Genomic DNA, 22,300 nt, shown 5'->3' on the forward strand with positions numbered 1-22,300 from the left:
GACGAAGGAGAAAGAGCAACCCACGGCTTCTGCGAAGTAACCGTGCAATTGTCTGCGCCTCCTCTACTCGTTTTTTCGCAACGCTTAGTCGAGATCAATGTCTCCTACGATGAACCGCATTCACCGATCAATCTTCGCCACCGTAGCACTCGCTACATTGCTGTTCGTCGGTCTCGTTGTTTCTCCGGCCACCGCCCAGGAGAAGGAGGAAATCCGCACGGCCGACTACAACGTGAAGAAGCTTACTTATCCGGACCTCCGCGACTTCAAGGTGCCGGATCCAACGCGCCTCGAGCTCGACAACGGTATGACCATCTTCCTGCTGGAGGATCATGAGCTCCCGCAGATCAATGCGGTAGCCCGCATTGGGGTCGGATCGGTGTACGAACCCGCGAAGAAGCGCGGTCTTGCGACCATTACCGGTACCGTTATGCGTACTGGAGGGACCGCCTCGATGTCCCCGGATAGCCTGAGCACGGTACTCGGAAACCTTGGGGCGACCGTGGAGACAAACATCGGCGAAACGTCCGGAACGGCCTACATGTCGACCCTGACCGAAAACGTAGACACGGTGCTGCCGGTCTACGCTCAGATTCTGCGCGAACCGGCCTTCGCGAAGAAGAAGATCCAGCAGGCGAAGAGCCAAGTGAAGTCGTCCATTGCCCGTCGCAACGACAGTCCGAGTCGAATCGCCTCGCGTGAGTTCGAGCAGGTTCTGTACGGTGAGGATAGTCCATATGCCCGTACGCCCGAATACTACACCGTCGACCGGATCAAGCGGCAGGACTTGGTAAACTTCCATGATCAGTACTTCCACCCCAACAACGTCATTCTAAGCGTCTGGGGCGACTTCGAGACCCAGGCGATGAAGAAAAAACTTCGGAAGCAGTTTGGCGACTGGACCGCTCCGGAGGACTTTACGCCCCCCACGCCCCCGAAGCCGTCGGCGGAGCGCTCCTACTCGGTGAACGTCGTGCCGAAGAGTGACGTCAATCAGAGCACGGTCCGGATCGGACACATCGGAGAGATCACGCGGGACCATCCCGACTACGCGGCGGTGAAGGTCATGAATGAAGTGTTGGGCGCCCCCTTCGTCGGACGACTCTTCCGCAAGGTGCGGGACGAACTGGGCCTGGCTTATTCGGTGGGAGCCAGTTACGGGGCAGGCTACACAATGCCGGGGGAGTTCACGGCCAGTGTGGGGACAAAGAGTAGCACGACCGTGAAGGCCACTGAGGCCGTCATGAACGAAATCAAGAAGATGCAGAAAGAGGCCCCAACCCAAAAGCGGATTAAGAGGGCCAAGGAGAGCTACATGAACTCCTTCGTGTTTAACTTCGACGCGGAGCGGGAAATTCTGGGCCGGCGCATGGCGTACGAGTCGTACGACTACCCGTCGGACTTCCTCCAGCAAACGAAAGACGCCGTTGAGAAGGTGACGCCTGACGATGTGCTGTCGGTGGCGAAGAAGTACCTTCACCCCGAGAAGTCCCACATCCTCGTCGTGGGCAATCGGAAGAAGTTCAGCGACTCGCTGTCGGCGCTCACGAAAGACGGATCGGTCAATACGATCGATATTTCGATTCCGACCAGCCCGCCCGGGGAGAAGACAAAGCAGAAGCCCGTATCGGCGAAGGCGAAGGCGGCCGGCATGAAGGTCCTGAAGAAGGCCCGAAGCGCACTCGGCGGAGATGAGTTTGGCAAGATCAAAAATATACGGATAAAAGGTACCCGGACCATGTCGCGGAAGGGCCGAACGATGAGCATGGACGTGACGATGGTGCAGGCCTTTCCCGATCAGGTTCGGGCTGAGATCAAGACCCCACGCGGGAAGATGATCATGATGGTCGATGGGGATAGCGGCACGATGAAGATGGGCGGACGCTCGCGGTCCATGCCGTCGAAGCGGATCAAGCAACAGAAGGCCAGTCTCTGGCGCAGCGTTCCCTACCTCATGGCCAACATCGATCACGAAGGCCTCGTGGTGCAGGATCAGGGCACGAAGACTGTCAAGGGCACCACGTACAAGGCCCTGAAGGTCTCGCCCCCGGTCGGCGATCCGTACACGCTGTACCTCAAGCCGGAGTCAATGCGTCCTGCGCGCCTGTCGTACACGGCGACGACGCGGAAGGGCCCGAAGGACGCCGCGTCGGTCTTTAAGAAGTACAAGAAGGTGTCCGGCGTGATGATTCCCCACAAAACAGTCACCTATCAAGGAGGCAAGAAGGCCGCCGAGGTGACGCTCAAGACGGTCACGATCAATGCGGACCTGGGCGAGGGGCTCTTCTCGACCAGCGCCACGTCGTCGAAGAAGTAGACGAGACCGTTCTCTTCGCGAGCCCGTTGCGCCCGGCGCTCCCGTCTGGAGTGCCGGGCGTTTCTATGGAAACCTGTTCCGTGAACGGTCGTCCAGACGTTCGCGTTAGAAGGAAAAGAGTCTTCTGACGCCAAACCTGCCAACCGCTCATGTCCCTTCCGAGCACGGTGGAGCTGTGCGACGTCGGCCCCCGCGATGGCTTCCAATTTGAGGACCAGTTCATTCCTACGGATCTGAAGGTCGAACTCATCACGGCCCTCGCCGACGCCGGCCTGCCGCGCATTCAGGTCACGTCGTTCGTGCACCCGGAGTGGGTGCCGCAGATGAAGGACGCCGAGGACGTCTGCAAGCGGTTGCCCGAACGCAACGACGTGACGTACGCGGGACTCGCGCTCAACCAGAAAGGACTGGAGCGTGCCAACGCAGCGGGGTTGTCTCACGTCGATCTCTCGGTCGCCACGCACGATCAGCACAGCCGAGATAACGCCAACATGACAGTCGACGAGGCCGTCGCTCAGGCCGAAGACATGGTCCGCTACGCCCACGGGCATGGAATCCAGGCACAGATGGGATTCCAGACCGTGTTCGGGTACCAAGAGCCCGAGGATACGCCTCTCGACCAGGTTGTGGAGATGGCCCAGCACTTTGCAGAGATGGAGGTCGAATCGATCTCGCTGGCGGACTCGACGGGCATGGCCCACCCCCGCATGATCAAGGAGCGCGTCCGGGCCGTGCAGGCGGCCATCGGCGACACCCCGCTCGTGCTGCACCTCCATGACACGCGCGGCCTCGGCCTCGCCAACGTCTACGCGGCCCTGCAGTGCGGGGTTGATCGGTTCGACACGTCGCTCGCCGGGATGGGAGGGTGCCCGTTCATCGACGGGGCCACCGGAAATATCGCGACCGAGGATACCGTGTATCTGCTCGACGGGCTCGGCGTTGAGACCGGGATAGACCGAACGGCCGTCGGCAGGGCGTCGGGCCGCATTGAGTCGTTTCTCGGCAAGCAGTTTCCGGGCAAGCTGCACCGACTCCTGCAGCGATCGGGGGCGGAGGCAGCATCTGTGTAGTCCCGCTCCACCGGAAGGGGAGCGCCCGAAGAGGTGGTGGAGTCCACCGGTCTACGTCGACTGCGTCCCGGAGTTAAGCGCCTCGGCCGGCGTCGCCTTCCCGTCTCGGCTGATCGGCGCCTCGGTGGCGATGGCCTCTTGTGTGCCGTTCCCACCCGGGATCCAGCGCAGGAGTTCAAGTCGCCCATCCAGGTGCTCAACGAGGGCCGTGCAGCTCTCGACCCAGTCCCCGATGTTGACGTACTTCGTCTCCTCGATGGACCGCATGCGGGGATGATGAATGTGACCGCAGATGACTCCGTCGAACCCCTCGTCGCTGGCCTCAAGGGCCGCCGTCTCCTCGAAGTCGCTGATAAACCGCATTGCCTGCTGGGTCGTGTGCTTCAAGTAGCTGGAGAGCGACCAGTAGGAAAGATTGAAGAGACGACGGAGGCGATTGAGCCAGCGGTCCATCATGAGAACCCCAGAGTACGCCCATCCTCCGAGGAACTCGAGCCATTCGGAATGGCGCACCACGCCCTCGAACTCGTCGCCGTGTACGACGAGGAACTGGCGGTCGTCTGCCGTCGTGTGGACCGCCTTCTCCCGGATGGTGATGCCGCCGAGTTGCAGGCCGGGAAAGTCGCGGGCGACTTCGTCGTGGTTGCCCGGCACGTAGGTGATGTTCGTGCTCTGGGACTTCCGGAGGAGCCCCTGGATGACTTCGTTATGGGAGGCGGGCCAGTACCAGGACCGCCGGAGGGCCCAGCCGTCAAAGATATCGCCAACGAGGTAGTAGCGATCCGCTTCGTGGCGGCGGAGAAAATCAAGCAAGAACTCCGCCTTGGCCTGGGGCGTCCCCAGGTGGAGATCGGAAATCCAGATCGTCCGGTAGTGTGTCGTGGGCTCCATGAACTGGGGTTGAGACGGAGAGAAGTCGGGGGACACGACTGCTACAAAAAAGGAAGCACCGCCCCGTTAATCGCAAATGAGGCCGGTGGAAAGTGCACCCGTTTTCCGCGTTTTTCCGACGGTCCGTAGGGATTAACGACCGCTTCACCCTAACGGGCGTGTGGCCCGCCGGGACATTCAGGCGCCAAAACCGAGGGGGCGGGACTGCTCAGAGATACGGGGAAGGAGCGAGACCGATGAGCCATGCCCGATGCCGTCGCCCGCCGGGGGGGCAGCAGGGAACGCCAGAGAGGTCCACGGGCGCACCGAAAGTTGCCCGTCGCCGTCCTCGACGAGCGCCATGCAGCTTTCGACCCGTTCGCCGGTACTGGCGTACACGGTTCCCTCAATCGTACAGGGCGCGAGAACGTGGATGTGATCGTAGACGGTTCCGTCGACCCGTGAGTCCTCCCAGATCTGGGTGTAGATGAGGCCTCGAAATCAGTGGGGGAAGAGGCACTCCAGTACCCCCTGCGAGGAGAGCGCTCTGGTGCACGGCACGCTTGAGGCGCGAGGCACTCGAATGCGGCATGACGGGCAGTACACATCACAAATCAGAGGACACACCTGTACCGACGAAAAACATACAGGCAGTTGGTCCCTCGCAACTGCGACGAGATCCCCGCTCTATCCCGTCTTGGGGAACCCCGAAGAAAGACTGAGGGTCTGTTTAGCGGATAGATGCGACACCGGGATACGGGCAGTAAGGGGCACGAATGATTCCTGCACTTGAAACCCCCCGATGCCGCGACGCAAGGGAGCTTCACGGCGCGGGGGCCGCAAGGGCGCGGGCAGAAGCCATTCGCCAGACAGGCTTACTCGCCTTTGAGGAATGCCGAGCGTCCCTGCAGCACGCTGTTGTCCCAGTTGCTGGCCCGGAGCTGAGCCACGTACGGATAACCGTCCGCGGTTGCCCGATACCGGTTGTCGGCGTCCGCTGGATGGAAGCGGAGGGCCCGACGCGTCCCGTCGCTGAGCCGGAGCTGTACAGTGTACAAGGTGTCTCCGGCGGCGCTGGGGGAGGTGTTCTCGGCAAAGCCGTCGGCCTCAGGCGACGATAGCTCTCGAAGCAGTGACGAAACCTCGCTCGTGTCGAGCGTGTCCCCCGCCGAAACCCACGTGCCTGCGGTTTCGGCGGACCCGGCGGTCGTGTCCTTCTGGACGACGCGCTGCATGGTGAATGAACTGTCGGCCGGATAGGAGAACTTGACACGTTGGATGTTCGAGCGATCGAGTGTCCAGATGGTCTTGTTGCGCCACGCCTCAAGGCCCCGCTCAACGAGGGAGTTGAGCGACTGCTCGACCGAGTAGACGTCCGGCTTGTCGGGCGTACGAACGTACGTGACGGGGGTCATTCCTCGACGCCGGCGCATCCGCTGCATGGGACTTTGTCCCTGACCGCCCGACGACGGACGTTGCATCTGAGTGCGCCCCACGATCAGCTGTCCGAGCGTCTGCCCGTCCGCTCCGAGCATCGTCACCTTTGTTCCGGTGCTGTCCACGCCGTACTGAGGATGTTTGTCGGGCTGTCGCGTCGCAACGGCCCCCACCTCGAGCGAGGGCAGCCTCCGGAGCAGCCGCTGAACCGCCTGCGTGCTGGCGGGATAGGTCGCCGCCGTATCGGTAGGCGCGACCGACCACGTTCCGTCGGCGCGCTCCAGCCGAATCGAGGGAGCGTCTGTGCGTTCGATGCGGATCGCCTGCACCTGGGAGGTATCCACGGCGAACAGTTCCCCTTGGAACGCCGCAGTTGAAGCAGCGCCCCCACCGCTCCACGTGGTGGCGAGGGCAAGGACAAGGGTGCCAGCAAAAACAACTGCCAGGGTTTTCGTCGCGTTGGTCATGGCCGGTGGCGAACTTTGGGGACGAACGTCGAAGGAGCGGCAAAAGCCGGTTTGTCAGGAATCGAGACCAGCCTCTCTCCAGCGCTCACGTCGGGCCTGGTTCCGACGATACCGCACCAGCCCGTATCCAATCACTAGCAGAATGGGAAGGAGAACGTTCAGGTACTTCAAGGTCGTCTTCGTCGCCGGCGCAATTTGCTTGAGGGGACGGCTGGTCACTCGCTGCGTGCGAAGAGAAATTAGACCCGCCTCGTTCGCGAGGTAGTCCACACTGTTGGCGATCAGGTTAACATTGCCCTCCGGAAGCTGCCGCCGACGTTGCTGCCCCTGACGGCCCCGCTGGGACGCGCCGTTGACGATGAAATCGCCGTCGCCAACCACCATCACCTTCGTGTTCGGGCTTTTCGTGCGCTCCACGGCGAGGGTATCCACCCCTGCGTAAGCCGACGAGAACGTTCCTTCGAGCAATCCGGCAACCGGAATTGAGGATCCCTGAAAGTCGGAAACGGTCCACTCCTGTCGTGGGCGAATACTGGTAGGGAGAGACACGCTGGCGGACTGCTGGGACGAGCGGGCAAGCACTGTGAGCTCCGCCGTCGTATCGACCTTCGTCGTGTCTAGCGACGACACGAACCGGAAGACGGTTTGGTCTAACCCTTTGGTGATGGGATGGTCCGAGAAGGTCGAGATTTGGGGAAAGTAGGGATACCGAATTCGGTTGATGACTCGGAACCCTCCTCGCCGCTGCTGAACCCGAATGGGGGTGGCGTTTCGGTCGCGGATGAGAGTAGGCTTGAGGGGGAGCCCGTAGCTGGAGAGCAGGGGCTCGAGGCCTGTCTGTGTTGGCGAGGCCTGCCCGAAGCGCAGGTTGGTCTGCGCGCGGTTCAGTGCGAAGATCACGGGGCCGCCCCGCATCACGTACTGATCGACGGCGAGGGCCGCCTGCGTGGACAACTCGCTCTCGGGTCGGGCCACGAGAAGCACGTCCACGCTCGGCGGGACGCCTGTCGTGTCCACGCCCGAGATGGTCTGGAACCGATACCGCCCCTTCAGAACATTTCGGAGCTGCGACATGGCACTCGGGGACGGCTCCCCGTGGCCCTGCAGCACGCCCAGGACGGACTTCTTCTCCTGCGTCAGCTTCCGCGCCGTGTTCGCGATCAGGTACTCGATCGACGACTCGGGCTCCACGAACGGAAGGACCTCACTCTGGCCCTGGTACTGAAACTCCGCCCCAAGGTAGGCCCGCTTCTGAGTCATCTTGTTCTGGCGACGGACGTCAACCGTGATGGGCCGGACCCCCGCCTGCCGGGCGGCCTTGGCCTTCTGATCGCTCTCGTTCGGATTGACGAACTTGTACTCGACGTTGCCGTCCGAGGCGGCCCGGAACTCCTCCAGGAGGGCACGAAATGTTTCCTTCGTCCGTCGAAGCCGGGGCGGCAAGTTAGACGAGAAGTACGCCGTCACGGTGATGGGGTCGCTCAAGTTCTGAGCGATGTTGCGGCTCGCCTTAGCAAGCGTGTAGCGGTTGTTGGCGGTAAGGTCGGCCCGCCATAGGAACTGGCTGGCCGTGTAGGTGAGCGCGATGAGGCTGCCGGCGATGAGAAGCACCTGAAAAATCGATTCGCGCCGGTTCGCAAGAAAGCCTGCGAATAGGTTCGACATGGGAGCGAAAAGCGTCTCGTTCGTGGGGGAGTGAGTGCCGGACGCGCGAACGTCCACCGGGGGAGCGCGGGTAGAGGTTCGCAGGAACTCGTCTCCGCGTTAGTGCCAGCTTCGGCTCTTGAGGGACACCGTAGCGGCGAGGGCGCCGACAACGGTGAGAGTCGCGACGTAAAGCACCGATGCTGTGTCGATCACGCCCCGCGACAAGGTCCGGAAATGACCCTGGAGGTCCAGAAAGCCAACGATGTCCGCCGCGAGGCCCGGGAGGATGCTGGTCATTTGGCCAAAGAGCAGGTGCAGAAACACAGCGATAAAGAGGCTGGAGAGAAACGCGACAATCTGATTCGTCGTGAGGCTCGAGGCGAAAAGCCCAATGCTTACGTACACGGCGCTCACAAGGAGGAGTCCGATATAACCACTGATCGTAGCCCCGTGGTCAATGGGGCCGAGCTGAGCGACGGTAACGTAGTAGGGAAGCGTGAAGGCGAGTGCAATCGCCACGAGGCCCAACGCGGCCAGCCACTTGCCCGCCACAATTTGCAGATCGCTCACCGGCTTGGTCGCCAGTATCTCAAGGGTGCCACTGCGCCGCTCTTCGGCGATCATGCCCATCGTGACGGCCGGGATGAAGAAAAACAGGGTCCAGAAGGAGACCTGAAAGAAGACATCGAGCGACGCCTCCCCAACGAAAAAAATGTCCCCCTGCCCGAACAGCCACGTAAATGTACCGCTCAGGCCGAGAAAGATGACGAGGAGCACGTACGCGGTCAAGGAGTCGAAAAACGCGTTGACCTCGCGCTTGCAGATCGTCCAGACGGCGTGCATGGTCGCGTCAGTGGGCTCTGGTCGCGGAATCGAATCGAGAAGAAGGGGGCACCCGGCCGTTGACGGCGGAGGGAGATCGCTAGGCGGGGTTTGCTTCGGTCGTGTCCCTCTCGGCCGGGGACTCCGGCGCTTCTGTCAGTTCGCGGAACACATCCTCAAGACTCGACTCAAGAGGCGTCAGCTCCGTGAGCACCCAGCCCCGGTCGGCACAGAGGTGAAACACGTCGGCGGCGGGACTGGCATCGCGCGCGGCGGAGAGCTCGTAGTGGCCGTTCGTCCGCTGGACCGACGCCACCTCCTCCAGACCGTCCAGCGCGTCGTCCACGTCGGCGTCAGCAGGGGCGTCCACCTGCACCCGCAGGCGAGTGCCCCCCATAAACTGATTGCGCAACTCCTCGGTGGAGCCGTCGGCCACGATCTGACCCTGGTCGATGATAAGGATGCGATCGCATGTCATCTCCACCTCCTTCAGGATGTGAGAACTGAGCATGACCGTCTTCTCCTTCCCAACCTCCTTGATCAGCTCCCGAATCTCGACAATCTGATTGGGGTCAAGTCCGGTCGTGGGCTCGTCAAGGATGAGGACGGGCGGGTCGTGCAGCAGGGCCTGTGCGAGCCCGACCCGCTGCTGGAATCCCTTCGACAGTTCCCCGATTCGTTTGTGACGCTCGGGGCCGAGGCCGCACACGTCCATCATCTCCTGAATGCGGCCGTCGATCCGTGACTCGGGGACCGACTGGAGCTGGGCCGAAAGGCGCAGGTAATCGACGACGGACATGTCCGTGTAGAGCGGGGTATCCTCAGGCAGATACCCGATTTGCCGCCGTACCTTTCGAGGGTGATTGTGAATGTCGTAGCCCTCAAGCGTGGCGGTGCCGGAGGTGGGCTCCAGGAAGCATGTCAGCATCCGCATCGCCGTCGTCTTGCCGGCACCGTTGGGGCCAAGAAATCCGAGCACCTCGCCGGTGCTCATTTCGAAGCTCACGTGATCGACAGCCTTCTGGGTGCCGTAAACCTTCGTCAGGTTCGACGCGGTGATACCCATGGAAAGTCGGCGCGAGAATCTGTTCAAAGACTACCTTCTAGGAGGAGGGTGCTACAGGCATAACCAGCAAAAAACCGACAGGTTCATGGAACGGAGACGGGTGGATGATATTGTTTTCTTCCTTCGGAGATGGTGTGAAAATATGCTCAGATTCGTGCCATCGGGAGGGGAGAATGCTCTCGGGACTGGGCCTTGGGGCGTGGCCCCAGTTCCACATTTCGGCAGTCGTTTCCTACATTCCAGAAAAGCATTCCCCGACGTTCGGCTCCTCCGCCCTACCCCTCCACCATGGACCCTATTGCCCTTCCGGACTGGGACCGGGCCGTTATCAAAGTGGGCAGTGCCCTCGTGGCCCCCGACAAACGGGGCTGCAGCACCACCTATCTCCTGCCCATCGCCCGGTTCATCGTCGAGAGTCAGCGGCAGGGAAACGAGGTCATCTTGGTCTCGTCGGGGGCGGTGGCGGCAGGGCTTGCAGCGCAGGGCGACGGGCATCCAGGATCGGGCCTGTCGATTCCAGAGAAGCAGGCGCTTGCGGCCATTGGGCAACCCCTCCTGATGGCGCACTGGCGCCGCCTCTTTGACGTGCCCTGCGCACAGGTCCTGCTCACGTACGATGACCTGCGCCGCCGGGCCCGCTTCGTCAACGCAAAAAACACGATCAACGAGCTGCTTGACCGGGGGACCCTTCCCATCGTCAACGAAAACGACACGGTGGCCGTCGAGGAGCTCCAGGTGGGCGACAACGACAACCTCGCGGCCTTCGTTGCCGTTCTCGCGGGCGCGGACCTGCTCGTCATCTGCTCGGATGTCGACGGGCTCTACGACGCCGATCCGCACGAGAGCCCAGACGCGGAGCGCTACCCTGTCGTCGAGGCCATTACCGATGAGGTCTACGACATGGTAGGCGGGGCCCGCCGCGCCACCGCCACGGGCGGTATGCGGACGAAAGTGGAGGCGGCAGAGAAGGCAACCGATCGTGGCATCGGCACGGTCCTCGTCAACGGCACGAAAGGGGAGCATCTCGACGCCCTGAGCCGAGGAGAAATGCCAGGGACGTTCTTCCGTCCGGCCGAGCAGCCCCGCTCTGCCCGCAAGCACTGGATGGTTCATGCCCTCCCAACGACCGGTCGCATTGTGGTGGACGAGGGCGCCGCGCAGGCATTGCGGCACCAGGGGGCCTCGCTCCTGCCGGCCGGCATTGTGGACGTCGAGGGCCCGTTTGCTCGCGGCGATGCCGTGGAGGTGGTCGTGCCGGACGAGGGCAGCGATGGCCCTGTCCGCGTCGCGAAGGGCATCACTCAGTACGGGGCCGACGACCTGAAGCGCATCCGGGGCCGCCAGAGCCACGCCATCGCGGAGGTGCTCGACGACGCGCCCAGCGACCACGTCATCCACCGCGACGACCTCGTGCTGGTGGATGGGTGATGCGTAGTGCACAGTGCGTATTGCGTATAGCGCAAACGGACGGGGAGGACGTAACACGCACTACGCAATACGAAATACGCAATAACCGTCGGAGCACCGTCGCCCGCTCTGTGTATAGCGCATTGTCCCCCGAACGCAAACCAACAGATTCAGTCGCCCCCATGCCTGATACCGCCACCGCAACCCCGTCTGTCGAATCGCTGGCCGCCGACTGCGCCGATGCCGCCCGCAAGCTCAGTACCCTCTCGACCGACCGCAAGAATCGCGTCCTGCGCCGCATGGCCGACGCGCTTGAAGGGGCGGAGGATGAGATCCTGGCCGCCAACGAGACCGACGTGGCTGGGGCCCGTGAAGAGGGCCTGTCCGAAGCCCTGATCGACCGGCTCCTCCTCACGCCGGAGCGCATCCAGAAGATGGCCGACGCGCTCCGGGACGTGGCGTCCTTTGCCGACCCGGTCGGCGAGATGTCCGGTACCACCCGGCGCCCCAGCGGCATCGAGGTGGGACAAATGCGCATTCCGCTGGGGGTCATCGCCATGATCTACGAGGCCCGCCCCAATGTGACCGCCGACGCCGCCGGGCTCTGCTTTAAGGCGGGCAACGCCGTGTTGCTCCGGGGCGGATCGAACGCGTTCCACTCCAACCAGGCCGTTGCCTCGGCCCTGCACCGCGCCCTGGAGGCCGAGGACGTCAATCCGGCTGCCGTGACACTTGTCCCCACCACCGACCGCGCCGCAGTGCAGGAGATGCTAACGCTCAACCAGCACATCGATCTCGTCATTCCCCGCGGCGGTGAGGGGCTCATCCGCTTCGTCGACGAGACGAGCCGCATCCCGGTCATCAAGCACTACAAAGGCGTCTGCCACCTCTACGTAGACCAGGACGCGGACCTGGACATCGCCGAGGACCTGTTGCTGGACGGCAAGGTGTCGCGCCCTAGTGTCTGCAACGCGCTGGAGACCATGCTCGTGCACGAGGACGTGGCCCAAGACTTCCTCCCCCGCGCCAAAGCGCTCCTCGACGACGCAGGCGTAGAGCTCCGGGGTGACGATCGGACGCGACAACTCTTGCCTGGCGTAGACGAGGCCACCGCGGACGACTACGCTGCCGAGTACCTCGACCTCACGCTCGCAGTGCGGGTTGTAAGCGGCGACGCCACCGCCATGGACCACATCGCCGAATACGGATCGAACCACACCGAAGTCATCGTCACCGACAGGTTGCCTACGGCCCGCCGGTTTGTGCGGTCGGTGGACGCGTCGGTGGTGCTTGTGAACGCGTCTTCCCGCTTCTCGGACGGGGGCGAGCTGGGCCTGGGCGCCGAGATCGGCATCTCTACCACCAAGCTACACGCCTACGGCCCGATGGGGCTCGACGCGCTCACCACCGAGAAGTTTGTGGTGTACGGGGACGGTGAGACCCGGCATCCCGTCGATTCGTAGCCGAGCCGTCCCGTCGCACAAGGGGGCGGTGTGGGGCGGCCCGTGGCCCGAACTTCTGGGGGCACATGTCTGGGGCAGGCCCGTGCCCGTTGCTCATCGAAAACTCTCTGCGAGCATGATGTCGCTCTCGCGCCGAACCACGTGGGTGTATGCGAACCACGCTCCGCCGGGGCCCACCGCCACGTCCTGCACGGCTTTCCAGTCGGAAAACCCGTGCAGGGGCAGAATGCGGCGCGACGAAAAATCAAAGTAGGCCAGCACTGCCGCGTTGGGACGCCGGTGAACAAAGTGGATGCCGCTTTCCCCAACCCACCAGCTTCGCCGGTCCTGGGGATCGAACTGCACGATGGTGTTAATGATGGCGTTTTGGGGCGACGGTTCGGTCTCCAAGGGAAAGCGGGTCGTGTCCAGGGAAGCAGTCCAGATGCCGGTGGTGTCGGGCCGGACGAAGTAGAGGGTCGAGCCGGTCGCAGATTCCTGGGCGGCCACCGCCCCGCCGGTTGTAACCTGCTGGACAGACCGGGCCTTCGGGGACGTGCGAACCCGCCAGGCCTCCCACTGACCCGTCCGGTTCGAGATAAAGTAGATCCACCGACCGTCCTGGGACCATCGAGGGATGAGGTCCTCCGAGTCTGTCTGAGTGAGGCGGGAGGACGACCCGTCCGACGCAGAAACCATGTACAGGTCGGACTTTCCGTCTTCACGCGCGACAAAGCAGAGGCGAGCGCCCGTGGGCGACCACGCAATGGAGCGAATCTCTGGGCCGTCCAGCGACGTGAGGGGAGCCGGGTTAGAGCCATCCGACGAGGCGACCCAGATCTCAGAGGTTCCCGACCGGGTCGAGACGAAGGCGATGCGGTTGCCTCCAGGGGCGATGCTCGGGTTCGTGTCGTCCTGCGTGGACGACAACAGCGACTCCGCCGTAAACTCAGCGACCCGGCTCGACCGATCGAGCTTCCAAATGTCGAGCTGGGATGACCGCTGCGTGTAGGCCAGCTGCGCCGACTGGACAGAAAGGGTCGGGTCGCCGAAGGCCGTCCCCTCGCTGGCCGAGCGAACGAGGGTGGGGGAGCCATTCCCGTCAGCCTCGACCCTCCAGAGTCCCGATACGCCCGCTCGCCGTGCCGTAAACAGAATTTCTGACCCGTCGGCCGACCACGTGAGGCCGTCGATGGTGGTACTATCGGTGGTGATCCGGGTTGGCGAGCCCCCCGAAATGGGCACCACGAAAATATCCCCCCTGCCCTGAACGGGACTCCGCACGAAGGCAATGTGCGAGCCGTCCGGAGAGACGGTCGGCTCCGTGTCTCCCTTCGACCACAGGGGAGGAGTCGTCAGGGACACGGTCGAGTCGGCGTTGGGGAGAAGCAGGGACAGGCCGTATGCCTGGTGCGGACGACGGCGCGCCGAGAAGACGAGGGCGCGGCGGGACGTGTCCGGAACCCAGGCGACGCTCTGAATCGCTCGGTATGGTTGGTTGAGGGCTATTCGTCCCTGCCCTCCAATTGAGGGAACGATGGAAATCTGGTGGGTCCCCTCTGTCTCTCGCACGTAGGCAACGTACCGGCCGTTCGGCGACCAGGTAGGGCTCCAGTCGATCGTCGAGTCGGGGGAGAGCTGAAGCCGGCGCTCTGCCCCTCGCTGCATGAGATAGATGTTCTGGTCCAGGCTATCGGGCTGCCGCCACGCGAAGACGACCCGGGTGCCCGACGCGGACAGCGCAGGATCGAATTCTTCCCCCGAATAGCTTGTGAAGGGCCTCACCGACATCGGGGACGTGCCGGTGCTTGAGGGGACCACGGACGCCAGCCAAAACACCAGACCGACGATGAGAAGGCCCCCGAGAAGACCGCCGATGATGAGAATCCACCTCCGTTGAATCGTCCCGCCCGCAATGAGGACCCATTCCTCCCCCGCGTCTACGTGTGTGGTCTGGATCTTCTGGTAGAGGGATCGGAGAAGGCGCTGCACCGGAGGCGCACGGCCCTCCGCCTTACCCAAGACAGAGGGGGGCTCCGCCTCGTCCGTGGGCGTGAGGTCGGAGGCCTCCGGTCGCCGAACGGGAGCAATCAGCCGATACCCAGTTTTCCGAATCGTCTCGATGTACGACGGGTCGTTGGGGTCGTCGTCGAACACCGTACGGAGCTCCGAGATGCACCGAGACACAACATCGTCCGTAACGACGGCTTCCGTCCAGACCTCGTCCTTGAACTGGTCTTTCGTCACTGTCTCGCCGGGCCGGTCGGCCAGGCAGAGGAGGACTTCCATCACCTTTGGTTCGAGCTGCACCTCCTCCTCGTCGTCGAGCTGAACTCGGTTGAGCATCGGCTCGACGAACCAGTCGCCGACCCGAAAGCCGCCTTCAAATCGTTCGCGCAATGGAGCTTCGTCGGACATGGGAAGAGCAGGGGCCTAAACAGGAGTGCGTCTTTTGGAAAGCGGCTGAGAGGAACTGCCAGTGCAAGACGCGGGCCAATCGTCGATCGCACGTCGAGTTCCGGTGTCGTCCTGCCCGGCGTGGGGCCTCGCATGATCTACGCAGGACGTGCCCTCACTGGACTGTGTCGCCGGAATGTCGGTCGACAGAGGGAAAAGAGGCCGTCTGGCGTGGGGCCGGACACGGGACTCCTCCGGAAAGGCGCTCCTCAGATGCGAGGCAGCTAGTGGGGGTGCCCCAAAGGGGCTTGCGGGGGAGATCAGCGAATCATTACCGGATCATAGGCGAGTCCTTGACTCATCCTCACGACTCTGTCGCCGCCGTGGTGTACAGTAAAAGCAGCGTGATTGCAGATTGGCAAGCCCAGTTCGCGGGTGAGCGGGCTCGGCTTGAAGAATTCTCTCGCATCATTCCATCAGACAAGCATGAGGTACCGTAGCATGACCGACGTACTTGCGCGCTCCTTTCGGCTCTGTTTTGGTTGTGTTCTGGTCATGGGCCTCGCCATGACGGGCTGCGATTCGAACGGAGGCGGAATGAGCGAGAACCCTGAATCGAAGACCATCACCGGTCGGGTCACCACTGACGGCTCTTCCGGTTCCGGTACAGCGAGCGCGACCCCTTCGAAGACAGCCCGGGACGGGGTCGAGGGCGCGATGGTAACAGCCGTCAGTGTAGGGGCCGATGGCATGACCCGCGCGCTTGAGGGAGAAGCAACCACCAACGCAGACGGAGAGTTTACGATTACAGTTGAGGGAGAAAATATCTCCAATGTCGTTCGGCTCAATGCCCAGGGCGAGGGAGACTTTTCCTCGAGCGTGATTGTGATGACCGGCGGCCAGCGCCAGGTGCAGGCCCAGCCCATGACCGCCGAGACGGCCGCCGAGGCCGACGTTTACGTGGAGGCGAAGGCCGAAGATGAGGCCTCCAGTCACGAGAAGGGCGTGACGGCGGCGGACGTAGCGATGTACGTAAACGCCGACGCAGCGGCGGACCTCAATGCCGGGGCGACTCAGGCCAGCAAGGTGGCCGCCGCGATCGCCTCGACTGTGAGGGCGGAAACCCAGATGAACGCGGAGGCCGAAGGGGCCGCCAGCGCCGACGCAGTCGCGGACACGAAGGCAAACTTGTATGCGGACCTGCAATCCGGCCTCGCAACGGCCAGCAGCACAAGAAGCCGCGCCGAGGTGATGACGACCTTCGAGGACGGAATGGCCAACCTCTACGTCGAGGCGGGTGGAACAGCCGAGTCGCAGGCCCGGTCTCGCCAGGCCGGAACCTCGGTCATGATCGAGGTTAGCGGCACGGTCTCCAGCGACGCCGCGCTCGGGCTTCGCAAGCAGGCCGAGCTCCTCCGCGCAGAGGCGACCGCCCGGGTCGAAGAAGCGATCTTCGAGGCGGAGGGCGCCAGCAACTCAACGATCAATGCGCTGGTGCAGGCTCGCCAGCAGCTGAAGACAGACCTCAGGACCGCCGCCTCCATCGATGCGGTCGCCGACGCGAAGACAACGTACGAGGCGAGCGTCAAGTCGCAGATGGAGAGTACCTTCGGGGTCAGCGCCGCCACGATCGCCGTGGCGGAAACAGAGATCGAAGGAAGCCTGGAGGCGCTGTTTACGGCCCTTGCCAACATTGGAGGCACCCTCGACGGGGCTGCGGGGGCGGCAGTGAGTGCGTACAACACGTTTTACAGCAGCGCACAGGCGTCCGCCAAGACCTCCTTCGAGGCGACAACCTCCGCGTCGACGGCTGAGGCCGCCGCGAAGGCCCTCTTGTACGTGAGCGCCCACGGCCACTCCTAACCGACAGACCAGACAGAACGACACTGTGGTCGGGCCAATGCCAACCAGGGGCCGGGCCTTGGTCCGACCCTCAGAGCGCACCTCACCGCTTCGGTGGGGTGCGCTTTCTTTTTGGAGAGACGGGACGAGCCCGGCAGGAGGAGACTCCTCGGCTAGCCCGCTTCCAGATGCTCCCCGTCGTCGCGTGTGTCAAAGGAGTGCAGGCCTTCCGTCCGGAGACGTCGCCACGCCGCCGCGAGGTCCTCGGGGGCAAAGCGCTCACTCTTCCACCGGCTGTCGTTCTGCACGGCCCGGACCGCCGCCTCGGGCCGCCGCCGTGCGCGACTGGTGGACTGGACGATCCACAACACCACAGCGAGCAGATCGAGGTCGTCGGAGGTGCTGGCACCGGCAATCAAGCGCCGCACGCTCGCCAGATGCTCCTCAGCGTCGGGGGCTTCCTTGATCACACGTCGTGCCTCGTCGATGGCGTCTGGACGGGGACGGACGGCTGACTCCGACCGGCGGGGCTCCTCGCCAGCGATAATGAAATGCCCCGCGATGTGCTGAAGAACGCGGGGAAGGCCGCTCGCATGAAGCCCGTACGCACCGGGCTCGAAGCGGAGCCCCAGCTCTTCTCCAGCGTTCTGAAGCAGGTAGGCCAGTGCCTGCACGTTCCGCACCGTGACCCAACCGTCCCCGTCCCTGAAATTCTCCATGAGGACCAGCAGGAGCGCCCGACCCCGAGTCATCGTGGGCTGCTCCCGGCCCGCTGCGTCCCTGGTCGCGACGCGGACATCGCTCGGCGCAAAGAGAAGCACCTGGGTGCTGGCAAGGGAGGCAAAGTGGGATTCGATGAGGGGACGCACATCCGTCCAGTCCAGGCCCCCGCCCCCACACCCGAGTGCCGGAAGGGCAAGAGAGGCGAGATCGCGGGCTTTTGCCTCCTGGACCAGCGTCGCCACGCCTGCGTCGATCTGGCTCAGCTTCGAAGTGCCGCTCCAGTGTGCCTTGGTGGCAACGTTGAGAATGTACCGCGGACCGGCGTCCTGATCGCCGAACAACCCTCCTCGATCAAACACGAGCACGTCTCCGGGGGCGAGTTGGTCGTTGCTGCAGGCGGTCCGGTACCGCTCTGCATTCCTGGGAAACCGAACCCTGAACTGCGCGGATACGCCCCGGCTCATCGTGCCCGCGCAGTTGACCGGATCCACGAGCGCCTCGACGTCGGCGTCGAACAAGTCCCCCTGTCTGATCTCAACCATGACTGGACCGAAAGAAGCCGCCGCTCTCGTACGAAAGCCCGTTCGCACCCCCGAAGGAGGCACGGCCGTAGTCGTCCGCGTGCACCAAAAAACGAAATGCCTTCCGGCGCTGATGAACGACGGAAGGCATCCCGGGGAAGAAGTGGGGGGAAGCAATCACGCCTGCAGTGCGGACTCCAGTTCCTCCTCCTCGTCTGCCTCGTAGGCGTCGGTCGGCGGGCAAGAGCAGAAGAGGTTGCGGTCGCCGTACGCATCGTTCACGCGGCGCACGCTAGGCCAGAACTTGTTCTCGCGCACCCAGTCGGCCGGGTAGGCCGCCGTCTCGCGGCTGTACGGATGGTCCCACTCGTCGGTGGCGAGCATCTCGGCGGTGTGGGGCGCCTGCTTCAGCATGCTCTCGTCGGTCTCTAGCGCTCCCGTCTCCACCGCCTCGATCTCACTGCGGATGGCCTTGAAGGCGCGGCAGAGGCGGTCGAGCTCGGCCTTCGACTCGCTCTCGGTGGGCTCCACCATGAGCGTGCCGACGACGGGCCACGACATTGTGGGGGCGTGGAACCCGTAGTCCATCAGGCGCTTCGCCACATCCTGCTCCGAGATGTCGAGCTCCTGCCGGAACGGACGCAAGTCGAGGATGAATTCGTGGGCCACGCGATCATTGGGGCCGCGGTATACAATGTCGTAGTGGTGGGCGAGCTGGTCGGCCACGTAGTTGGCGTTGAGGAGGGCGACCTTCGACGCCTCCGTAAGGCCCTCAGGGCCGAGGAGCTTGATGTACGCCCACGAGATGAGCAGAATGAGGGCGCTACCGTGGGGCGCCGCGGCGATGGCGGGGATGCTCTGATTCCCGCCCGTCTCCATGACCGGGTGGCCGGGACGGAAGGGCGTCAGGTGCTCGGCGGTGCAGACGGGCCCAACGCCGGGTCCGCCGCCGCCGTGCGGAATGCTGAACGTCTTGTGCAGATTGAGGTGGCACACGTCCACGCCGTACTCGCGGGGGCGGCAGAGGCCCACCTGCGCGTTCACGTTGGCACCGTCGAGGTAAACCTGGCCGCCGTGCTCATGAACCACATCGCAGATCTCTTCGACGTGCTCCTCGAAGACGCCGTGCGTAGAGGGGTACGTGATCATCGCGGCGGCCAGCCGATCGCTGTTCGCCTCGGCCTGCTCGCGCAGGTCGTCGAGATCCACGTCGCCATTCTCGTCGCAGTCGATCGTGATCACCTCCATCCCGGCCATGTTGGCGCTGGCGGGATTGGTGCCGTGGGCCGACTCCGGAACGAGGCACACGTCGCGCTGGCCCTCCCCACGGGCCTCGTGGTAGGCCTGAATGATGAGGAGGCCGGTGTACTCGCCCGCCGCACCGGAGTTGGGCTGGAGCGATACATCGTCAAATCCGGTGATCTCGGTGAGGAAGTCCGAAAGCTCCTCGATCACCTGGTGGTAGCCGGCGGCTTGCTCCTCCGGCGCGAAGGGATGAAGCTCCGCAAACCGCGGGTCCGAGATGGGCTGGAGGGCCGCCGTCGGGTTCAGCTTCATCGTGCATGACCCGAGCGGAATCATGCTGTGGACGAGCGAGAGATCCTTGTCGGCCAGCGACTGGATGTAACGGGTCAGCTCCCCCTCCGAGTGGTACTGATTGAAGACAGGGTGCTCGAGGTAGGAGGTCTGCCGCGGCATGGGACCGTCGTAGCCACTCTGTAGATCGGCGGCAAGGTCCTCAGCGTACAGCTTCTGCCCGTTCGTGGCGCCAAAGATGGTGAAGAGGGCATCGAGGTCCTCGGCGCTCACGGTCTGGTCGAGTGCCACGCCCACCGAGCCGTCATCGTAGTAGCGGAGGTTGATCTCGTGGGCTTCCGCTCGCTCGCGGGCCTGCTCCTGCGTCATGCCCGCAAGGTCCACGCGCAGGGTGTCGAAGAAGGCGCTGTGGCGGACCGAGTGGCCGATGCGCTCCAGCCCCTCAGCAAGCGTTTTCGTGAGGTCGTGGATCCGTGTGGCGATCTCACGCAGCCCGTCCGGCCCGTGATACACGGCGTACATCGAGGCCATCACGGCCAGCAGCACCTGCGAGGTACAGATGTTGGAGGTGGCCCGGCCCCGCCGAATGTGCTGCTCGCGGGTTTGCAGCGCCATGCGGAGCCCCATCTCGCCGTTGGCGTCCTTCGTAACGCCGATCATGCGTCCGGGCACCTGCCGCTGAAAATCCTCGCGCGTGGCGAAGTAGGCGGCATGGGGGCCCCCGTAGCCCATCGGCACCCCGAAGCGTTGCGTGGAGCCCATAACCACGTCCGCGCCCCACTCGCCCGGGGCCTCCAGCAGCGTGAGGCTCAACAGGTCCGCCGCCACGGCCACGTACGCGTCCGCATCGTGGGCCCGCTCGGCGACGTCGCGATAGTTGTGGACCGCACCGTCGGTGGTCGGATACTGGAGGAGGCAACCGTACGTGTCCTCGCCGAAGACAAAGTTCTCAGGGTCCTCTACGATGATGTCCACCCCAATTGGCTCGGCGCGGCCCTTTATCACCTCAATCGTCTGGGGGTGGCAATCCTCGGCCACGTAGAACGTGGAGGCGTCGCTCCGGCGGTCCACCCGGTTGAGCATCATCATCGCCTCGGCCGCGGCGGTCGCCTCGTCCAGCAGCGACGCATTGGCGATCTCCATGCCCGTCAGGTCAATCGTCATGTCCTGGAAGTTGAGAAGTGCTTCCAGCCGTCCCTGCGCAATCTCAGCCTGGTAGGGGGTGTACTGCGTGTACCAGGCGGGGTCCTCCAGGATGTTGCGCTGGATGACGGGCGGCGTGTGGGTGCCGTAGTACCCCATCCCGATGAAGGACCGCCAGTTCTCATTGTCCTCGGCGCGGTCCTGAGCCTCATCGAGCACCTGTTGCTCGGTGCAGGCGGGCGGCAGGTCGAGCGGCGCGTCGGTACGAATTGAGTCGGGGATCGCCGCGTCGACGAGCGCGTCGAGCGACTCGGCGCCGAGCGTGTCGAGCATGGCCTCCACGTCGGCCTCGTCGGGACCAATGTGGCGGCGGTCAAACGTGTCGGCGAACGAAAGGTCGATGGACATCTGAGGGCGAAACGTTGGGCGAGAAAACGAACCAGAGAACCATGACGAATGCGCACCTGAATGTATGTCTTGTGAGCGCGCCTTGTTGTCCGGAATTGCTGAAAAGACTGCAACGGACGGGCAACGCCTCACGCGGATAAACGACCGGCCCGGGCCCGGGGCTCCTCAGGCGTCCGGGTGTGTAACCGCAACCTTTCCGATCTGCTTCTTGGCCTCGGCGTATGCATGGGCCTCCCCAATCTCGTCGAAGGTGAACGTGCGATCGTCAACGAGCGGGCGCAGGTGACCCTCCTCGACCAGATCGGCCGTCCACTGGAGGATCTCGCCGTGATGCGCCCGGTCGAAGTCGTGCAGCATGGGAATCAGCATCGAGACGAGATGTAGCGAGAGGCCCTTGCGCTGAGCCATTCGCAGGACGCTGTCCGCCGCGGCCCCGACCGTCGCCACGGCGCCGTTCAGCCGGGCAGCCTCTACGGATCGGCGGAGGTTGTCCCCGGCGACGGTGTCGAAGACGAGGTCGAACCCTTCCCCGTCGGTGCACCGGTGCACGTAGTCGTCGACCGGTTCGTCCTCGTAGTCGATGAGCCGGTCGGCCCCGAGGTCGGCCCCAAGGTTGAGCTTGTGCTGTCCCGAGGCCGTCACGGCCACCTCGCACCGCCGCCACTTGGCAAGTTGCAGGCCTACGTGGCCCACCCCGCCGGTGGCGCCGTGCACGAGGACGCGCTGAAGGGTGCGCACGTCGCCCTTGTCCAGGAGCGCCTCCCAGGCGGTGAGCGTCACCAGGGGAAGCGCGGCGGCTTCGCGGGCCGACAGCGATTCGGGCATGGCGGCGAGCAGGCGCGCGTCGCAGGGCATATAGTCGGCCAGGGCGCCGTGCGGGGCACCGGTAAACCCGCCCGCGCAGCCGTAGACGGCGTCTCCCTCGGCAATGTCCGACACGGCCTCCCCAACCGCCGCCACAATCCCGGCCACATCGCCGTGCAGAACAGCGGGGCGGGCGGGGCACAGGCCAGCGGCATCGCCCCGCCGAATTTTGTAATCGACGGGATTGACGCTCGTGGCGTGGACCCGAACTAGAACCTCATGGTCGTCGGGCTCGGGCACGGGGCGCTCGCGCTTGTCGAAGACCTCGGGACCGCCGAAGTCGTCGATGACCCAGGCGTTCATTGTGGAAGGCGTAGCCAT

Annotated in this window: 14 protein-coding genes; 5 read left to right on the plus strand and 9 right to left on the minus strand. The window is 63.9% G+C overall.

Features of this window, described 5'->3' with window-relative positions:
- Positions 1–109 precede the first annotated feature (109 nt).
- Both ABEL04_RS07700 and ABEL04_RS07705 read left to right on the plus strand, forming a co-directional pair.
- On the plus strand, positions 110–2,317 hold the full coding sequence (locus ABEL04_RS07700; protein WP_375801803.1) for a M16 family metallopeptidase: 2,208 nt from the start codon (positions 110–112) through the stop codon (positions 2,315–2,317).
- A gap of 149 nt (positions 2,318–2,466) precedes the next feature.
- On the plus strand, positions 2,467–3,387 hold the full coding sequence (locus ABEL04_RS07705) for a hydroxymethylglutaryl-CoA lyase (protein ID WP_375801804.1): 921 nt from the start codon (positions 2,467–2,469) through the stop codon (positions 3,385–3,387).
- Between the two features lie 51 nt (positions 3,388–3,438).
- Here the strand turns inward: ABEL04_RS07705 and ABEL04_RS07710 are convergent, their stop codons facing one another.
- From ABEL04_RS07710 to ABEL04_RS07730, 5 genes are all read right to left on the minus strand, one after another.
- On the minus strand, positions 3,439–4,278 hold the full coding sequence (locus ABEL04_RS07710; RefSeq protein ID WP_375801805.1) for a UDP-2,3-diacylglucosamine diphosphatase: 840 nt from the start codon (positions 4,276–4,278) through the stop codon (positions 3,439–3,441).
- 854 nt (positions 4,279–5,132) lie between these two features.
- Positions 5,133–6,161: a DUF4340 domain-containing protein gene (locus ABEL04_RS07715; RefSeq protein WP_375801806.1), complete on the minus strand. Its 1,029-nt coding sequence runs from the start codon at positions 6,159–6,161 to the stop codon at positions 5,133–5,135.
- A 54-nt stretch (positions 6,162–6,215) separates the two neighbouring features.
- A complete protein-coding gene (locus ABEL04_RS07720; RefSeq protein ID WP_375801807.1) occupies positions 6,216–7,826 on the minus strand; it encodes a GldG family protein in 1,611 nt (536 codons plus the stop codon).
- Between the two features lie 99 nt (positions 7,827–7,925).
- Positions 7,926–8,651, minus strand: a complete 726-nt coding sequence (locus tag ABEL04_RS07725) for an ABC transporter permease (protein WP_375801808.1) — start codon at positions 8,649–8,651, stop codon at positions 7,926–7,928.
- A 79-nt stretch (positions 8,652–8,730) separates the two neighbouring features.
- Entirely contained in the window at positions 8,731–9,696 is a 966-nt protein-coding gene (locus ABEL04_RS07730; protein WP_375801809.1) for an ATP-binding cassette domain-containing protein, read from the minus strand.
- Between the two features lie 297 nt (positions 9,697–9,993).
- Here ABEL04_RS07730 and proB point away from each other — a divergent pair, with 297 nt between their 5' ends.
- Both proB and ABEL04_RS07740 read left to right on the plus strand, forming a co-directional pair.
- Positions 9,994–11,124: a glutamate 5-kinase gene (gene proB / locus ABEL04_RS07735; protein ID WP_375801831.1), complete on the plus strand. Its 1,131-nt coding sequence runs from the start codon at positions 9,994–9,996 to the stop codon at positions 11,122–11,124.
- 161 nt (positions 11,125–11,285) lie between these two features.
- A complete protein-coding gene (locus tag ABEL04_RS07740) occupies positions 11,286–12,566 on the plus strand; it encodes a glutamate-5-semialdehyde dehydrogenase (protein WP_375801810.1) in 1,281 nt (426 codons plus the stop codon).
- A gap of 93 nt (positions 12,567–12,659) precedes the next feature.
- On the opposite strand, the gene ABEL04_RS07745 is transcribed toward ABEL04_RS07740, so the two are convergent.
- Positions 12,660–14,963: a DPP IV N-terminal domain-containing protein gene (locus tag ABEL04_RS07745; protein ID WP_375801811.1), complete on the minus strand. Its 2,304-nt coding sequence runs from the start codon at positions 14,961–14,963 to the stop codon at positions 12,660–12,662.
- Positions 14,964–15,428: 465 nt separating this feature from the next.
- Here ABEL04_RS07745 and ABEL04_RS07750 point away from each other — a divergent pair, with 465 nt between their 5' ends.
- Positions 15,429–16,805, plus strand: a complete 1,377-nt coding sequence (locus ABEL04_RS07750; protein WP_375801812.1) for a hypothetical protein — start codon at positions 15,429–15,431, stop codon at positions 16,803–16,805.
- A gap of 152 nt (positions 16,806–16,957) precedes the next feature.
- Here the strand turns inward: ABEL04_RS07750 and ABEL04_RS07755 are convergent, their stop codons facing one another.
- The 3 genes from ABEL04_RS07755 to ABEL04_RS07765 all read right to left on the minus strand — a co-directional run bounded on the left by ABEL04_RS07755 (position 16,958) and on the right by ABEL04_RS07765 (position 22,282).
- A complete protein-coding gene (locus tag ABEL04_RS07755) occupies positions 16,958–18,049 on the minus strand; it encodes a macro domain-containing protein (RefSeq protein WP_375801813.1) in 1,092 nt (363 codons plus the stop codon).
- A gap of 156 nt (positions 18,050–18,205) precedes the next feature.
- Complete coding sequence (gene gcvP / locus ABEL04_RS07760; protein WP_375801814.1) at positions 18,206–21,115, minus strand: aminomethyl-transferring glycine dehydrogenase; 2,910 nt, start codon at positions 21,113–21,115, stop codon at positions 18,206–18,208.
- Between the two features lie 165 nt (positions 21,116–21,280).
- Entirely contained in the window at positions 21,281–22,282 is a 1,002-nt protein-coding gene (locus ABEL04_RS07765) for a zinc-dependent alcohol dehydrogenase family protein (RefSeq protein WP_375801832.1), read from the minus strand.
- Positions 22,283–22,300: the final 18 nt, after the last annotated feature.

Origin of the sequence: Salinibacter sp. (assembly GCF_042218895.1) — a bacterium.
Taxonomy (GTDB): domain Bacteria; phylum Bacteroidota; class Rhodothermia; order Rhodothermales; family Salinibacteraceae; genus Salinibacter.

Coding starts and splice junctions, on each gene's coding strand:
- ABEL04_RS07700 (WP_375801803.1), top strand. CDS start 110: ATGAACCGCATTCACCGATCAATCTTCGCCACCGTAGCACTCGCTACA.
- ABEL04_RS07705 (WP_375801804.1), top strand. CDS start 2,467: ATGTCCCTTCCGAGCACGGTGGAGCTGTGCGACGTCGGCCCCCGCGAT.
- ABEL04_RS07710 (WP_375801805.1), bottom strand. CDS start 4,278: ATGGAGCCCACGACACACTACCGGACGATCTGGATTTCCGATCTCCAC.
- ABEL04_RS07715 (WP_375801806.1), bottom strand. CDS start 6,161: ATGACCAACGCGACGAAAACCCTGGCAGTTGTTTTTGCTGGCACCCTT.
- ABEL04_RS07720 (WP_375801807.1), bottom strand. CDS start 7,826: ATGTCGAACCTATTCGCAGGCTTTCTTGCGAACCGGCGCGAATCGATT.
- ABEL04_RS07725 (WP_375801808.1), bottom strand. CDS start 8,651: ATGCACGCCGTCTGGACGATCTGCAAGCGCGAGGTCAACGCGTTTTTC.
- ABEL04_RS07730 (WP_375801809.1), bottom strand. CDS start 9,696: ATGGGTATCACCGCGTCGAACCTGACGAAGGTTTACGGCACCCAGAAG.
- ABEL04_RS07740 (WP_375801810.1), top strand. CDS start 11,286: ATGCCTGATACCGCCACCGCAACCCCGTCTGTCGAATCGCTGGCCGCC.
- ABEL04_RS07745 (WP_375801811.1), bottom strand. CDS start 14,963: ATGTCCGACGAAGCTCCATTGCGCGAACGATTTGAAGGCGGCTTTCGG.
- ABEL04_RS07750 (WP_375801812.1), top strand. CDS start 15,429: ATGAGGTACCGTAGCATGACCGACGTACTTGCGCGCTCCTTTCGGCTC.
- ABEL04_RS07755 (WP_375801813.1), bottom strand. CDS start 18,049: ATGGTTGAGATCAGACAGGGGGACTTGTTCGACGCCGACGTCGAGGCG.
- gcvP (WP_375801814.1), bottom strand. CDS start 21,115: ATGTCCATCGACCTTTCGTTCGCCGACACGTTTGACCGCCGCCACATT.
- ABEL04_RS07765 (WP_375801832.1), bottom strand. CDS start 22,282: ATGAACGCCTGGGTCATCGACGACTTCGGCGGTCCCGAGGTCTTCGAC.